General features: G+C 33.9%; 16 protein-coding genes. 13 read left to right on the top strand and 3 right to left on the bottom strand.

Annotated elements, in window-relative coordinates:
- Positions 1–197 precede the first annotated feature (197 nt).
- The 4 genes from queC to queF are packed head-to-tail and all read left to right on the top strand — an operon-like array spanning position 198 to position 2,549.
- Positions 198–860 carry a 7-cyano-7-deazaguanine synthase QueC gene (gene queC / locus I7822_RS22905; RefSeq protein ID WP_207981430.1) on the top strand — a complete coding sequence of 221 codons (663 nt, stop codon included), beginning with the start codon at positions 198–200 and terminating at the stop codon, positions 858–860.
- Positions 857–1,300 carry a 6-carboxytetrahydropterin synthase QueD gene (gene queD, locus I7822_RS22910; protein ID WP_207981391.1) on the top strand — a complete coding sequence of 148 codons (444 nt, stop codon included), beginning with the start codon at positions 857–859 and terminating at the stop codon, positions 1,298–1,300. Before queC ends, queD begins: the two co-directional genes overlap by 4 nt.
- Positions 1,297–2,025 carry a 7-carboxy-7-deazaguanine synthase QueE gene (queE, locus tag I7822_RS22915; RefSeq protein WP_307847855.1) on the top strand — a complete coding sequence of 243 codons (729 nt, stop codon included), beginning with the start codon at positions 1,297–1,299 and terminating at the stop codon, positions 2,023–2,025. Before queD ends, queE begins: the two co-directional genes overlap by 4 nt.
- A gap of 26 nt (positions 2,026–2,051) precedes the next feature.
- Positions 2,052–2,549, top strand: coding sequence for a preQ(1) synthase (gene queF / locus I7822_RS22920; RefSeq protein WP_207981393.1), 498 nt, complete (start codon positions 2,052–2,054; stop codon positions 2,547–2,549).
- 61 nt (positions 2,550–2,610) lie between these two features.
- Here the strand turns inward: queF and I7822_RS22925 are convergent, their stop codons facing one another.
- A complete protein-coding gene (locus I7822_RS22925; RefSeq protein WP_066330978.1) occupies positions 2,611–2,799 on the bottom strand; it encodes a YkvS family protein in 189 nt (62 codons plus the stop codon).
- 307 nt (positions 2,800–3,106) lie between these two features.
- Between I7822_RS22925 and I7822_RS22930 the strand changes: the two genes are divergently transcribed.
- From I7822_RS22930 to I7822_RS22970, 9 genes are all read left to right on the top strand, one after another.
- Positions 3,107–3,961, top strand: a complete 855-nt coding sequence (locus I7822_RS22930; RefSeq protein WP_207981431.1) for a patatin-like phospholipase family protein — start codon at positions 3,107–3,109, stop codon at positions 3,959–3,961.
- Positions 3,962–4,084: 123 nt separating this feature from the next.
- Positions 4,085–4,279 (top strand): protein YkzS, encoded by a 195-nt coding sequence (gene ykzS, locus I7822_RS22935; RefSeq protein WP_207981394.1) that lies wholly within the window; start codon positions 4,085–4,087, stop codon positions 4,277–4,279.
- Between the two features lie 393 nt (positions 4,280–4,672).
- Positions 4,673–5,215 (top strand): cell wall hydrolase, encoded by a 543-nt coding sequence (locus I7822_RS22940; RefSeq protein WP_243459639.1) that lies wholly within the window; start codon positions 4,673–4,675, stop codon positions 5,213–5,215.
- A 244-nt stretch (positions 5,216–5,459) separates the two neighbouring features.
- Complete coding sequence (locus tag I7822_RS22945; RefSeq protein ID WP_372442210.1) at positions 5,460–6,944, top strand: spore germination protein; 1,485 nt, start codon at positions 5,460–5,462, stop codon at positions 6,942–6,944.
- A 16-nt stretch (positions 6,945–6,960) separates the two neighbouring features.
- Positions 6,961–8,061, top strand: coding sequence for a GerAB/ArcD/ProY family transporter (locus I7822_RS22950; RefSeq protein WP_207981396.1), 1,101 nt, complete (start codon positions 6,961–6,963; stop codon positions 8,059–8,061).
- On the top strand, positions 8,058–9,125 hold the full coding sequence (locus I7822_RS22955) for a Ger(x)C family spore germination protein (RefSeq protein ID WP_207981397.1): 1,068 nt from the start codon (positions 8,058–8,060) through the stop codon (positions 9,123–9,125). Before I7822_RS22950 ends, I7822_RS22955 begins: the two co-directional genes overlap by 4 nt.
- Positions 9,126–9,244: 119 nt before the next feature.
- Entirely contained in the window at positions 9,245–10,570 is a 1,326-nt protein-coding gene (locus I7822_RS22960) for a polysaccharide biosynthesis protein (protein ID WP_207981398.1), read from the top strand.
- Between the two features lie 247 nt (positions 10,571–10,817).
- Positions 10,818–11,309, top strand: a complete 492-nt coding sequence (locus tag I7822_RS22965; RefSeq protein ID WP_207981399.1) for a peroxiredoxin family protein — start codon at positions 10,818–10,820, stop codon at positions 11,307–11,309.
- Between the two features lie 506 nt (positions 11,310–11,815).
- Complete coding sequence (locus tag I7822_RS22970) at positions 11,816–13,747, top strand: heavy metal translocating P-type ATPase (RefSeq protein ID WP_207981400.1); 1,932 nt, start codon at positions 11,816–11,818, stop codon at positions 13,745–13,747.
- Positions 13,748–13,864: 117 nt separating this feature from the next.
- Here I7822_RS22970 and I7822_RS22975 read toward each other — a convergent pair whose 3' ends face one another.
- A complete protein-coding gene (locus tag I7822_RS22975; RefSeq protein ID WP_207981401.1) occupies positions 13,865–14,080 on the bottom strand; it encodes a hypothetical protein in 216 nt (71 codons plus the stop codon).
- Positions 14,081–14,479: 399 nt separating this feature from the next.
- Positions 14,480–15,985 (bottom strand): phytoene desaturase family protein, encoded by a 1,506-nt coding sequence (locus tag I7822_RS22980; RefSeq protein ID WP_207981433.1) that lies wholly within the window; start codon positions 15,983–15,985, stop codon positions 14,480–14,482.
- Between the last annotated feature and the right edge of the window lie 110 nt (positions 15,986–16,095).

Below are 16,095 nucleotides of genomic sequence, written 5' to 3' on the forward strand. Positions count from 1 at the left end.
AGATCGGGAGAGGTTCTAGCACAACCCTCTATAAAAAACTACCATATCTTTGATATAGTTTTATTATAGAATGAACCATGCGCTAGACACCTCGAATCTCCTTCGAAGGTGTTTTTTTATTGTGAAAAAATAATAGGCTCTTAACATTATGTGTAATGAAGGATTGATTATACATCAAAAGAAGGGAACGGTTTTTGATGAAAGATGAAAAGGCAGTTGTTGTATTTAGTGGCGGTCAGGATAGTACAACATGTCTATTTTGGGCATTAAAGCAATTTAAAGAAGTTGTCGCGGTAACATTTAATTATAATCAACGCCATAGCTTAGAAATCGATGTGGCGAAATCAATAACAGAAGAACTTGGAATAAAGCATCATATTTTAGATATGTCCTTGTTAAATCAGCTTGCACCAAATGCTTTAACAAGAGCAGACATTGAAATAGAACATAAGGATGGCGAGCTGCCGTCAACATTTGTTCCAGGTCGAAATCTACTATTTTTATCATTTGCGACCATTTTAGCGAATCAAATTGGGGCCAGACATATTGTGACTGGTGTGTGTGAAACAGACTTTAGTGGATATCCTGATTGTCGCGATGCATTTGTTAAATCCTGTAATGTAACACTCAATTTAGCATTAGATAAACCATTTGTCATTCATACACCTTTAATGTGGATTAATAAAGCAGAAACATGGAAGTTTGCAGATGATCTCGGTGTACTTGACTTTATACGTGAGAAAACATTAACCTGCTATAACGGTATAATTGCTGAAGGCTGTGGAGAATGCCCTGCATGTAAATTAAGAAAAAATGGTCTAGATGACTATTTACTCGAAAAAGGTGTGGTTGATAAATGATTCAACAAATATACCCTCAAGTACAACACAATTATCAATTTGAACTAAATAAGGATATGCATATTGCAGCAGCACATTATATCCCACATGAAGATGCTGGAAAATGCCAAAAAGTTCATGGCCATACGTATTTTGTGAATGTAACCATTGCAGGTGATGATCTTGATGATTCTGGCTTTTTAGTGAATTTTTCAAGTATCAAAAAATTGATTCATGATCGTTTTGACCACACTCTTTTAAATGATCATACAGAGTTATTTTCTGAAAAGGACCCGAATTATTTTCCAACAACTGAAGGAATGGCACGAGCGGTTTGGGAAGTGATTCAAAGAGAGCTTGATACAAAAGCAAATAAACCGAAATGTGTCCAAGTATTTGTAAGGGAAACACCAACAAGTTATGTCGTGTTCCGTCCAAAACAAAAGGAGGAACAGCAGTGAAAAAAATTCCTGTATTAGAAATATTCGGTCCGACCATCCAAGGTGAGGGGATGGTGATTGGACAAAAGACAATGTTTGTTCGAACTGCTGGATGTGATTATTCCTGCAGCTGGTGTGATTCTGCTTTTACATGGGATGGCTCAGCGAAAAATGATATCAGACAGATGACAGCAGAGGAAATTTGGTCAGAGCTTTCTAAATTAGGTGGTAATCGTTTTTCTCATGTGACGATCTCTGGTGGGAATCCTGCTCTATTAGCAAATTTGGATGATTTTGTTCATCTTCTTAAGGAAAAAGGGAAGAACATCGCGATTGAAACACAGGGCAGTAGATATCAAGAATGGCTGAAAAATATCGATGATCTAACAATTTCTCCAAAACCACCTAGTTCTGGAATGAAGACTGACTTTACGAAGCTAGATGAAATTATCAATACGCTGACTAATTCAAATAAGCAAAATTCGTTAAGCTTAAAGGTAGTTGTATTTCATACAGAAGACTTGAATTATGCCAAATGTGTTCATATGCGTTATCCTGAGATACCATTTTATCTACAAGTAGGTAATGAAAATGTTCACACAACAGAAACGGATCGTCTTGTACAAACTTTATTAGAAAAATATGAATGGTTAATCGATCAAGTGATTGAAGATTCACAACTTAATAATGTCCGTGTATTACCTCAACTTCATACGTTAGTCTGGGGAAATAAGCGCGGAGTTTAATAAATATAGAAAAGAGGAATGGAAAATTGGCCGGTAGAAAAAATGAAGAATTGAAAGATGTTACACTACTTGGTAATCAAGGAGTAAACTACTTATTTGAATATTCACCACAAATTTTAGAATCATTTGATAATAAACATCCTAATCGGGATTATTTTGTAAAATTCAATTGTCCTGAATTTACATCTTTATGCCCGATAACAAATCAACCAGATTTTGCAACGATTTACATTAGCTATATCCCAGATCAAAAAATGGTTGAAAGTAAATCATTAAAATTATATCTATTCAGTTTTAGAAACCACGGGGATTTCCATGAAGACTGCATAAATATCATCATGAATGATCTAATTGAGTTAATGGATCCACGATATATTGAAGTATGGGGGAAATTCACGCCAAGAGGTGGGATTTCAATTGACCCATATACAAACTATGGTAAGCCGGGAACAAAATATGAGGAAATGGCGAACTATCGCTTAATGAATCATGACTTGTATCCTGAAACGGTTGATAATCGATAAGTGATGTTTTTTGAAAAGCAAAACGCGAAGAATGAAATTATTCTTCGCGTTTTACATTATATTAAGAGAATGAGTCTTTTACAATTTTATAGTTTTTGTGATTTACAACTGTACGTCTATCAAGATCTAAATCTCTGAAGTTTTCCATATAGGTTAAGTCAACAATTACAGAATTTTCATTAACCTTTTCAACAACACCTGTTAATCCTTCTCTAAATTCAATGATACTTCCTACCTTAGCGATTTTCATTGCCTCGCTCCTTTACATATTCTTCGACGATCAGGATCTCTATTTGTCTTACTCTAATCAATCTAAGTATTTGCTGGCGCCTTGAGCCATAGGCACTAATTTATAAACTGTAAAACACTTTATTAGCATTATTTAACACTATTTTTTCTAGTAAGTAAAGCCTTTCATTCTATTTAGTTAAAAAAACTTTACAGATGATGGATATTCATCATTAACCTACATTTATTGACAATAATCAACATGTTTTATAAGAGGGAAATGGTTATGTATGATATATTTAAATAACTATTGATTCAAGGGAGCGTTTATTATGACAGAGGCAGGTTTAGTATTAGAAGGCGGAGGGATGAGAGGAATTTATACTGCTGGTGTCTTAGAGTGTTTTATGGAACGAGATCTATATTTTCCTTATGTTATTGGGGTATCAGCAGGTGCTTGCTTTGGGGCATCATATCTTTCAAGACAAAAAGGTAGAAATCGTAAAGTCAATATTGATTATATTACACATCCTAACTATCTATCATTTCAAAATTTTTTAAAGCACCGTCAACTATTTGGAATGGATTTTCTTTTTGACGAAATGCCAAAAAGAATCGTTCCATTTGACTTTGATATGTTTTATCGTGGGTCTGAGGAGTTTGTAATAGCTACAACAGATTGTCATTCAGGGTTACCGCTTTATTTTAACAGAGAAGACTATGGAAAGGATCTATTAACCATTATTCGAGCATCTAGTTCATTACCCTTTATAGCGCCAATTGTTGAATACAATGGTAAAGCGTTATTAGATGGTGGCATAGTAGACTCTATTCCTATAAAGAAAGCGGAAAGAGATGGAAACAAAAAGAATGTGGTCATATTAACGAAAGAGGGTTCTTACATAAAGAAAAAGTCAAATATTCGCTGGCTTCTTAATCGTTCCTATCGCGAGTATCCAAAGCTCATTGAAGCGGTTTTAACAAGGTATGAGATGTATAATGAAACAGTTGCTTATATTGAAAAGCAGGAGAAGAATGGATCTGTTTTTGTGATTAGACCTAGTAATAATCTTAAAGTGGGTAGAATCGAACGGAATCCCAAAAAGCTTGAACAATTATATTCACTAGGCATGCAGGATGCAACAAGAGAATTTGCTCGATTAAAAAGCTGGTTACAAGACTGATAATACTGCATAAGTGGAATGGCGCATTTTAAGATTTAATTGAATTGGTGTACAAGTGTTTGTTTTAGGAATGATAAAATAAAATATAAGAAAATTTTGATTGGAATATAGGAGGGTATGGCTATGGATGAACGAACGATTCATGAGATATTAGATAAGCTTAAAGATGGTGAATTACATGAATATCACGTTGGGAAGGATCAGTTTCTAAGCTTTCGAAAAATATTAATTGATCGATCAGATTTTAAGCACTTTCGCGGAATCGCACAACAAGGTGGAAGTATCATCTATCGATATTTGCAAGAGCCGAGAAGTTAAGGAATTAACTTCTTGGCTTTTTACTTATTAAGCATATGATTTAAATTCTCCTTTTTTATCATTAAAATTTTAAAAGGAAGAAGATTGCTAGAGAAAAAATTATTTTTTGATTGAATCATTTGAAAGAAAAAATGATTCATATTGACTTGAGTATAGCAAGGAACATGAGTTATTTAAGTTTTATGACCGTGACAAGATCATAAAAGTTTTGGAATACCTACCATAAATTGAGGGATGTTCTGCAAGGATAAACCTGTTAGTCTTGTTCATGTAGCCAAGACAACGATAGCTTAATAAAATTAAAAATTTGAAACCTTAGGAGGTTACAAAAATATGAAAAAGACAATCTTAAAACTTGTTGCTGTTTCAACATTAGCTTTATCGCTCGTTGCGATGACTGCTCCACAATCAAAAGCTAGTGCTGCAACAACACACCAAGTTGAATCCGGTGATACGTTCTGGTTAATTGGTAAGAAACATGGAGTATCAGTCAAATCGTTAATGTCGACAAATAAAAAATCAACACCATTACTATTTGTAGGAGAGAAATTAGTTATACCTCAAACAATTACACCAGCAGAAAAAGATTTATTAGCAAGACTTGTACATGCAGAAGCGAAAGGAGAATCCTATGCAGGTAAGGTCGCAGTTGCATCTGTTGTATTAAATCGTGTTGACAGTAAATTATTCCCAAATGATATTAAGAGTGTTATTTATCAAAAAGATCAAGGTTATTATGCATTTTCACCAGTACAAGATGGTGCAATTAATGAACCAGCAGATGCGCAATCAAAAGAAGCTGTTCAGGAAGCACTAGCATTCCGTGGTATGGGTAATCATTCATTGTACTTCTATAACCCTAAAACAGCAAAAAGTACGTGGATTACATCACGGGAAGTAACAGTAAGAATTGGTAACCATGTATTTGCAAAGTAATTCTTGAAATAAAGCTTTATCACTAAGGAGGATGATCTAATAAGGTCATCCTTTTTTGTTGTTTTTTTAAAAGGATAACCATTAATTTTTCAATTAAGGTTTTCAAGACGCTAAGCAAGGTGTTTTATTACTGGTGCATAATTCCATACATAGTTGGAATGCTATAAAAAATTAAATATAAACGGTCTTACTTGTTGAATAAGCTAACAATTTGTTAAGAATACGGAAGCGTGTGGAGTGACAAATGGATAAAATGAAATATGAAAGTGGTAAAGAAAAGCCTTCATTAGCAACAGTATTTGCACGATTTAGAACATCATCTGATTTTCTTCAATATCAAGCTGGTACAAATAGGGTCAAATATTGGGTTTCATATATAAGAACATTAGTCGATGTACAAACACTTCAACAAACAATCATGCCTTTCTTGAAAAGTGATCAATGGGAAACGTTAGAGGAGTTAAAGAAAGGGATTCCTATTGAAAATATCTTACTTACAATTGATACAGATGTGATTAAGGAAAAACTTCTTGAAGGCTATCTAGTAATTTGTTTGTCTGAATATGGCCTGCCTTGTGCACTTGTTAAGGCAACAATAAATAAGGCTCGTGATGTATCACTACCAGAAGTGGAATTTAGTGTTGTTGGACCAAAAGAGGCATTCGTTGAATCGATTGAGTCTAATATTAACTTGATTCGAAAACGGGTTACTAGTGATAAATTGCGAATATTTGAAATGAAGGTTGGGGATTTATCTAATACGAAGCTTGCAATTTTGTATGTTGAGGATATATGTGATGAACAGAATGTACATACAGTTATACAGCGAATTAAAGATATTCAATTCGATCAAATCAGTGATAGCTCTTTTATTTCACAGATGATCTCTGATAATCACAATTCACCTTTTCCTCAGCTTTTGGATACAGAACGACCTGACAGGGTTTCATCAATACTTGCTGAAGGGAAGATTGGGATCATTGTAGATGGTTCTCCTCATGTACTTATTGGACCAACTACATTAGTTGAATTTTTTTCAGCTTTTGATGACTATTTTTATAATTGGCTTAGTGCCTCATTTTTTCGTTTAATTCGCCTATTTGCTGTTGCATTCTCGATACTGGTAACACCTGTTTATGTAGCGGCTTTAACCTATCATTATGAATTAATACCAAGTGATTTATTAAACACACTTATCTCCTCTCGTAGGGATGTTCCATTGCCACCTATATTAGAAGCATTATTTTTGGAATTAACTATTGAATTATTAAGAGAGGCAGGAGCAAGATTGCCAACGAAGGTTGGTCAGACAATTGGTATCGTTGGAGGGATTGTTATCGGAACAGCTTCGGTTGAGGCTGGTTTAACGAGTAACATTTTGCTTATTATTGTAGCTCTATCTGCACTAGCTTCATTTACAACGCCCATTTATGCTATGGGTAATACGATCCGTATGCTTAGATTTCCATTTTTACTCTTAGCACAATGGTTTGGTTTACTTGGCATTGTTTTATGCTTTAGTTTTTTGACTGCTCATTTGTTAAGATTGACATCTTTAGGAAGACCATTTTTAGAGCCTATTTATCCTCCCAGAACGATTGATATGAAAGATGCTCTTATAAGGCTTCCATTTTCATTAATGTCAAAACGTCCACAGCAATTACGTACTAAAAAACCAAACCGTTTTTCATCTATTAATGCCAAAAAGAACAAAGACATTGATGAGTAAGTGAGGTGAAAGGTCTATGATTAAAATTGCAGAGCGTTTTCAAGTATCACATTTTTTGGTGTTTTATTTAATCCATTCATTGCAATTCGGAGTAGGTGTACTAGGATTTCAAAGAATAATTGCAGAAAATGCTGGAAGAGATGCTTGGATTGCTGTTGTTTTGTCAGGCCTTCTCGTACATGCTTCATTATGGATGATTTATCGAATTTTACAGAATTCTAATGGTAATATTGTGACGGTTCATAAGGAGATATTTGGAAAATGGATTGGTAGATTTTTCAGCTGTCTTTTAGCTGGATATTTTAGTCTTATGGCGATCACTGTAATTAGAACTTATATTGAAATTGTTGAAGTATGGATGTTTCCTGACCTTAATACCTGGGTGTTTTCATTTATCTTTTTTTTATTAGTCTATTACATCATTAGTGGAGGTTTTCGAGTAGTAACAGGAATATGTTTTTTTGGAGTAGTGCTACCTTTTTATTTATTTTTTACTTTCTTATTTCCACTCCAATTTGCTGATATAAAGAACTTATTTCCGATATTTGATCATTCGGTAAAGGACATAGCCATATCAACTAAAAAGATGTCATTAACGATAATTGGGTTTGAAGCACTACTTGTTTACTATCCGTTTATAAAAAATACTCAAGAATCAAAAAAATGGGCGCACCTTGCAGTTGCCTTTAGTACATTTGTATATACCTTCATTTGTATCGTTACAATCATTTATTATAGTGAAGAACAGCTAGGGAAAAATGTCTGGGCTACTTTAACAATATGGAAAATTATTGAATTGCCGTTTGTTGAGAGATTTGAATACATAGGAATTGCAAATTGGAGTATCATTATTCTACCAAATATTTGTTTAGCCCTCTGGGCTGCAAGTCGAAGTTTAAAAGATGCATTTGCTTTTAATCAAAAATATACTCTCTTAATGGTACTTATTATTGCTTATTTTAGCGTGAATTTATCACAAACAAGGGGAGAAATTAGTTTAATGAATGATATCGTTGGTCAAATAGGTTTTTATATTATGTTTGTCTATATTCCAATCATGTTTTTTCTAACTTTAATCATTCGAAAAGTTCGTAAAGGAAGGGAGGAAAATTCATGAAAAAATTCTTCCTTTTAGTTTTTATCCTTCAATTAATATTAACAGGTTGTGTGGAAAAGGAAATAATCGATGATGTAAATCTGATTACTGTTACTGGTTTTGATAGTACGGAAGATAATCAAATTAAAGGAACTGCTATTATTAATACCTATTTGAAGGATCAGCCTGTACAGGATTATCAATTAGAGGGAAAGTCTGATATGAGTAGAGATGTAATATCTGAAATGCAAAAAAAATCCCCAGATCCACTAGTTTTAGGAAAGCTTCAAATTGTTTTATTTGGTGAATCATTATCAAAATCTGGTGTAACGGATCTTGTTGATACACTACAACGTGATGCGTCAATCAGTGAAAGACTTCTTTTAGCAGTTACGAGAGGGGATTCTAAAAATATTTTAGAAGCAGACTTTGGAACTCAAGGTGCTTCCAGATTTTTATCAGACTTAATCATGCAAAATACATTATATCGTGATTTACCAAGGTCAAATTTACATTTGTTTTTGTTTCAATATTATTCCAAAGGTCAGAATCCATATTTGCCTATTCTTAAAAATAATAATAATAGAATTGAAATTGACGGCTTAGCATTATTTGATAATGTAAAGCTAGTTGGTGAAATATCAAATGAAAAATTACTTTTCTTTAAGGTATTAGCAGATCAATATTCGAAAGGTTCATATACCTTACAAATTCCAGAGTCTGGAGAAAAAGCAGGGATTAAGAGTATATCAACTTCAAGAAAGTTAAAATTAGTCTCGACTGAGCCACTTAAAGTAGAAATTTCTGTACATATAGAAGGTTTTATTCATGAATATTCAGGAAAGAAGATCACTCCAAAAATTGTTAAAGACGTTAGAAAATCTTTTAAGGATGAAGTAGAAAAGGAATCTATAGCACTAATTGAGAAATTTAAAGAATTAAAAATTGACCCGCTAGGAATTGGCGATGATATTCGCTCACAATCACGAGGCTTTAACATCGATGAGTGGCGAGATAGGATTCCAGAATTAACCGTAGATGTCAAAGCTGACGTTGTCATTTCGGAAACAGGTGTAATCGATTAGCCTTAATGTCAATCTATTTTAGATGAACTCTCCTAAATGCTTGCGTATTCCAATAATATTTTGATGCCTTGTCTCATATGTTTTAAATATGGACTAGTTTAATATGAGGGGACGACATCATGAATTCATTTGTTAAAGGTACATTATTGCTTGTGATAGCAGCCTTTTTTGGAGAGTGTCTTGAGTTTTTTGTTAATATGATTTTGGCTAGAGAGTTAGGGGAGGAAGGAATGGGCTTATATATGACTATACTTCCGATGATCTTTTTTGTCGTCATTATTGCCAGTTTAGAGCTTCCAATTTCAATTTCGAAATTTATTGCTGAGAAACAACGTGAAACACATTACCATATGCTAAAGCATACGATTTTTTTAACCTTATTATTTACAATTGTTTTTGTCATAGCTACTACACTGCTTATCCCATATATACCAGTTTTTCAAGGATATCATCCTTACGTAAAGTGGTTGGTTGTACTACTCATTCCAATTGTTTCATTCTCTTCGATTGCAAGGGGTTATTTTATGGGAGTGCAGCATATGGGAAAGATTGCATTCTCTAATTTTATTAAAAAGGTTGGCCAGCTTTTACTTTTATATTGGGTATATCAAACCTTCCAATTTGATTTACAGATGGCATTACTAATTGCCTTAGCAACTCTAATAGCAAGTGAACTTCTTGTATGCACCTATTTAGTTGCTGTATACTTTCTTCAATATCAAATGTTACGAAAAGAACCTAAGCAATTTATAAAAGGAAAAAAGGTGAGAAAAGCACTATTTGCAGTTTCTTTTCCAACAACTGGATTAAGGCTGTTCCATTCATTTACACATGCTATCCAGCCGTTTTTAGTAAAAGCAGCATTAATTGGTGCTGGGTTTTCAAGTGTAATGGCAAATGAACATTATGGAATGCTTGCAGGAGTGGCAATGTCGATTGGCTTTTTCCCTGCATTTATTGGCCATTCTTTAATGATCATGCTTATACCGAATGTTTCTGAAGCATATGCAAATAATGATTCTAGCAAGCTAATTCGTTTATTAAAGCAGGCAATGATGATTACGATGGTGTACGGTACAATTGCTGTTGTTGCTATGTATATGTTTGCAGAGCCTTTAACACATTTATTTTTTGAGTCAACCTCAGCTTCATTTTACTTAAAACTACTTTGGCCATATTTTCTCTTTCATTTCTTTATTATTCCAATGCAAGCTTATTTAATTGGATTAGGTCTAGTAAAGGATGCGCTCTTTCATACGATATGGTCGCATGTGATATCATTTGGAATGATGTATGTATTGGGGTCATTAGAGTTTCTACATATGAAAGGAATCATTCTAGGTATGAACATGGGTGCTGTGCTCATGATGCTAATGCATTATGTTACAATCTGTAGAAAATTAGGAATTAGTGTATACTTCATGAAAAGAAAATTTACATATTAATTTTTGGTAGATGGTGAGCGTTATGGCGAACCGTCTTTTTGTTCTTCAGGAAATAATAAAATTCTTGTCCCGTGAAGTGCTTTGAAATCCAACTTAGCGCCCAGAGGAAAATTATGATTATTGAAGGTAATGTGAATAGTTCTAATCGAATTGTATGTTAAGTTCAATTTAGAAGAAACTAAGAATTAGTTGTTGATAAATTATTGTCAAAAGGGTGATAGAACTGAGTAAAAAATTGTTGATAAGCATGATCTTGAGTTTTCTTATAAGTAATTTGTTTATTTCATCAGAAATTGTCGATGCAGCTGAAAATAGGTTTGTGATTGAAGGGGAAAAGGCAGTTGATTTCACATTAAAAACAGTTGATGGGAAAGTATTCAATTTATCTGATTATGCTGGGAAAATTGTTATTGTGAATTTTTGGACTACTTGGTGTACATATTGTCAAGAAGAAATGGAAGAGCTCATTAAATTTCGGAAAGAGGCTAATTCATTAAACGTTGAGCTTTTAGGTGTGAATGTTACATCATCAGAACAAAGTGAAAAAGCAGTCATTCATTTTGTTAAAGGCATCGATCTTCCATTTCAAGTTGGACTAGATGTGCATGGGGAAGTTTCAAAGACTTATCAAATAATCGGGATACCGACAACCTTTATTATTGATAAAAAGGGGATTGTTAAAAAAAAGCTGATAGGGCCAGTTACCTCAGATATGCTCAAAGAATTGATTACACAGTAATAATGTAAATGGTAAATTGAAGAGCTAGAAGATCGAAGTCAACACCTTCGATCTTCTGGCTTTTTTATTTTGAATTTAGAAAAATTACAAAATGTGGATATTGCGGAGGTTCAACTGCGAGTCTACATAGAACTCCATGTGCTCTTCGTGGTGTTATTATCATATATTAAGCACTCTTTACGCTTTGGTTTTATCGAACTTTTCCAAGCTTCATTCATTATACTAAAGGGTATGGTTTAGAGTAACGCTCTCCTATTAATATCGAAAAGTAAAATTCATAAAATGTCTGATTGGTCATTACGAAAAACAACTGAGAAAAGTTATCATTAATTATAATAATTATTATTTAGTAATTATAATAATTATTATTTTAAAATATAAGTTTGTTTGGTATAATTAAAAATATATTAAATAATTCAATGGATTTATTCAATTTCCTGTGTTTTATATCTAAATATTGAAATGATTATAGTGAATTCTATTCTCAATTAGAGGGAGTGATTTTAATGGAACTAAACAGTGTTGGTCAAATAACAAATTCAGTTCAGTCAAATAAAGACAGTGGGCTTTTTGCGAAATGGAGCGAACAGATTGAACTTATAAATGCGATTATTTCAGGGATCCTTATTGGATTCGGGTGGTTCTTTGAAAGCCAAGGGAATGATACAGTTGCGATACCGTTGTTTATATTAGCATTTGTAATTGGTGGCTATGCAAAAGCGAAGGAAGGTATTGAAGAAACCATTGCAGAAAGAAACTTAAATGTTGAACTGCTAATGATATTTGCGGCAGTTGGCTCAGCTATGATTGGATATTGGACGGAAGGAGCCATCTTAATCTTTATCTTTGCGTTAAGCGGTGCACTTGAAACGTATACGATGAATAAAAGTCAGCGAGAAATTTCTGCATTAATGAGCCTTCAGCCTGAAGAGGCCCTTTTGATTGAAAATGGAAATGAAAGGAGAGTCCATGTATCTTCATTACATATTGGAGATACAATCCTAGTAAAACCTGGAGAAAGAATTCCGACAGACGGAATTATCGTTACGGGGAAAACGAATATCGATCAATCAGCCATAACTGGTGAATCAATGCCTGTTGAAAGAGAGAGTAATGATGAAGTATTTGCAGGAACTGTGAATGGGAACGGTTCGATCACAGTAACAGTAACGAAAAAAAGTACAGAAACAATGTTTCAAAAGATACTGGATCTTGTTCAATCAGCTCAATCAGAAAAATCACCATCACAACAATTTATTGAAAAATTTGAAGGAACATATGTAAAAACAGTATTAGCGCTTGTTGCGATCATGATGGTGCTCCCACATTTCGCATTAGGTTGGAGCTGGAACGAAACGATCTATCGAGCACTTGTATTAATGGTAGTAGCTTCACCTTGTGCGTTAGTTGCCTCGATTATGCCGGCTACTTTATCGGCAATATCTAATGGAGCTAGAAATGGACTTTTATTTAAGGGAGGAGTTCATTTAGAACAATTAAGTAAAACAAAAGTTGTTGTGTTCGATAAAACTGGTACGTTAACAAAAGGGGAACCTACAGTAACAGATATAATCGTTTCGGACACAGTGGATGAAGACTCATTTTATGAGGCTGTCCTATCAATTGAAAACCAATCAAATCATCCATTAGCAAAAGCGATCGTTGCAAAAATACAAAAGGATTATCCAAAGCGAATAGCGAATATGACTTCAGTGGATGAAAAATCAGGTTTTGGAGTTATTGCTGTTTTGGATGACATAAATTGGAAAATTGGAAAAGCAGACTTTGTAGGTCGTCTAGAAGCATTAGAGTATGAAAATGCAGTAAGTGAGAAGCTTGCAGAGGAAGGGAAAACAATTGTCTATGTTGTTCGTGAAGAACAAATTGTCGGACTTTTAGCCCTAAAAGATGTTGTTAGAGAAGAAGCGAAATCTACTATCCATACATTACGACAAAATGGAATTAGAACGATTATGCTTACAGGTGATAGCAAGTCAACTGCTGAAGCAATTGCAAAAGAATTGCAGATTGACCACTTTATTAGTGAGTGCTTACCAGAAGATAAAGTAAATGAGATTAAAGAACTGAAAGAAAAATATGGTAATGTTACGATGATTGGGGATGGAATCAATGATGCTCCAGCTCTTGCTACATCAGATGTAGGTATTGCGATGGGAGAAGGGACAGATGTTGCCCTTGAAACAGCGGATATTATTTTAATGAAAAATGAACTATCTAAGCTTACAAAGGCTGTTAAGCTGTCGAAAAAGATGAATCGTATAGTAAAGCAGAATATAGTTTTTTCAATGGCTGTTATTGCGCTACTTATTTGCTCGAATTTTATCCAAGTATTAGATCTTCCATTAGGTGTAATCGGTCATGAAGGAAGTACAATTCTTGTTATCTTAAATGGCCTACGTTTACTAAGAGGGAATTAAAAAGCTACAGCGCAAAAAAGGACTGCGATCATGGTAAGTCCTTTTTGTGCTTTTTAGTTTTATTTAGCTCTTTCTTAATAGGCAGTAAAACCTCCACTGATTGAAGACTCGCTTAATTTAAGATTCAGTAGCGGAGGGAGTAGAAGTTGTTTCTTCTTCATCAGGTCTTTTGCTGACAATAATATAAGAAATGACAAAACAGCAAAAACCAAAGATCCAGCCAAACACTGTACTATAATAAAAAGTATCAATTAATGACATACCGATAATCGGAGAGATAAATCCAATAATACAAAGAATCGGAACCAAGTGACGTTTTACCCATTGAAGCACGAACAACAACTCCTTAGTAGGAAGAAAGATAGATGTATAGAGGTTGTTCAAAAAGTCCGAGAATCAGCAATAAAGCCTCTGAATATAGTCTTCTATTTTGCTACTTATGTACAAGCAATAGTGGTCTTTCTTCCTGAAAGTATTCAGTCCTATTTTCAGGACTGCAAGCACCTCCAACAAATAGAAGTAGCTACACAGAGCTACAAACTCTTGAGCTCCTCGGCTCTTTTGTACTCCCTTTATAAAACACTCATGTATAGTAGATATTATACAAGAAAAAAATTATTTCGAGTACATAAGAAATATTAAAAACATGTTACAAATGTACTGTTTTAATTAAAAATAGGTAAAATTGAACTTCTTTGCCAAAGAGTGACAAAGTTGCTTGCGCTTTTGTTCTTACCCAATTTCCTTGTTGTATTTAATATCCTGTTTCAAGATTAAATCTGCTGTTAGTTGTCCGGATAAAGTAACCATGGGGATTCCTCCACCTGGATGTGTTGATCTACCAACAAAGTATAAATTTTTTAAAAGCTTACTTCTACTTGGGATTTTAAAGCCGCCATTCTTTTTACGGTCTGATACAACTCCATATAAGGAGCCCCCGTTTGCACCATAATCTTGTTGGTAATCGTTGGGGGTTAATGTGTATTCATATTCTATATTTTCTTTAAGTCCTTCGATTCCCATACGTTCTAGCTTATTTAGAATGATGTGACGGTATTCGTCTTTCTTTTCAGCCCATGTTTCGCCTTTTTTTAGTGAAGGCACATGAGTTAATACGTAAAGATTTTCTTTCCCAATGGGTGCTTGGTTTGGATCTGTTTTAGCTGAAATACCAACATAAATAGTTGGATCTGTAGCAGGTATTCCTTCTGTGAAAATTTGTTGGAACTCCTTCTTTTGAGATTCAGAAAAGAAAAAATTATGATGTGCTAAATGCGAATATGACTTGTTTACACCTAATAGTAATAAGAGTCCTGAAACCGTAGGTGAAAATTTTTCTTGCTCATTGTTTTCCTCAGGAGTTATTGGATGGTTGTTTAATAGTGTGTTATAAGTGGGAACTGCTTCCAAATTGGATACAACAATGTCTGCTTCAAATAACCGTCCGTTTTCAAGCTCGATCGCTTGTGCGTGAGAATTATGTGAAACTATTCGTTTTACTTTTGAATTAAGATGGATATTTACTTGCAGTTCATGAAGTATTTTTGAGAGTGCTTCAGCAATTTTAAACATCCCACCTTCGACATAATAAATACCTAAGCCAAGATGAATATGTGCAAACTGTGATAAGCTAGCAGGTGCTTGATAAGGTGATGAGCCGCTCTGCATAATTAAATAATTAAAAAGCTGCTGTATCTTTTTATTCTTAAAAAATTTCTTTGTACTCTGATTCATTGTTTTCATTGGGTCCATCGATAGCATATCTTTTACACTTAGAATTGAACGTAAGTCTTGGATACCCTCTATACTTTTTTTATATGTACTTTTTAGATGATAGTCATACATTTTGTTGCAGTAATGCAAATAATTGAAAAGTTCACTGGCATCTTCTTTACACAAAGACTGAAGCTGATTAATCATCTCTGGCAAATCGCTTGTTAAATTAATCGATGTTCCATCTTCAAAAAAAGTTTTCTTTTGTGGTTCAATTCTTTTTATGGTTATGTAATCTGATAGCTTTCGATTAGCATTAAGGAAGAGATGTTCTAATACCCATGGCATGGTAAGAATTGATGGTCCTGTATCAAAAGTATACCCCTGTCCACAGTGTGAATTAAGTTTACCACCAAGTCGCTTACCTTTTTCAAGGATCGTGACTTCATAATTATCTACAGCAAGGCGAATTGCAGCTGACATTCCACCTAAACCACCACCAATAATAATTACCTTCTTTTTAATTTTAAAAACCTCCTATCATTTGATATGGAATGATTGACAATTCGGGGGAATGGTTAAAGAATAGGTATAGTTAGAAATCTAACTTCAATCATAAATAGAAGTAAATCATC

Source organism: Metabacillus bambusae (assembly GCF_017497975.1).
Classification (GTDB): Bacteria; Bacillota; Bacilli; order Bacillales; family Bacillaceae; genus Metabacillus; species Metabacillus bambusae.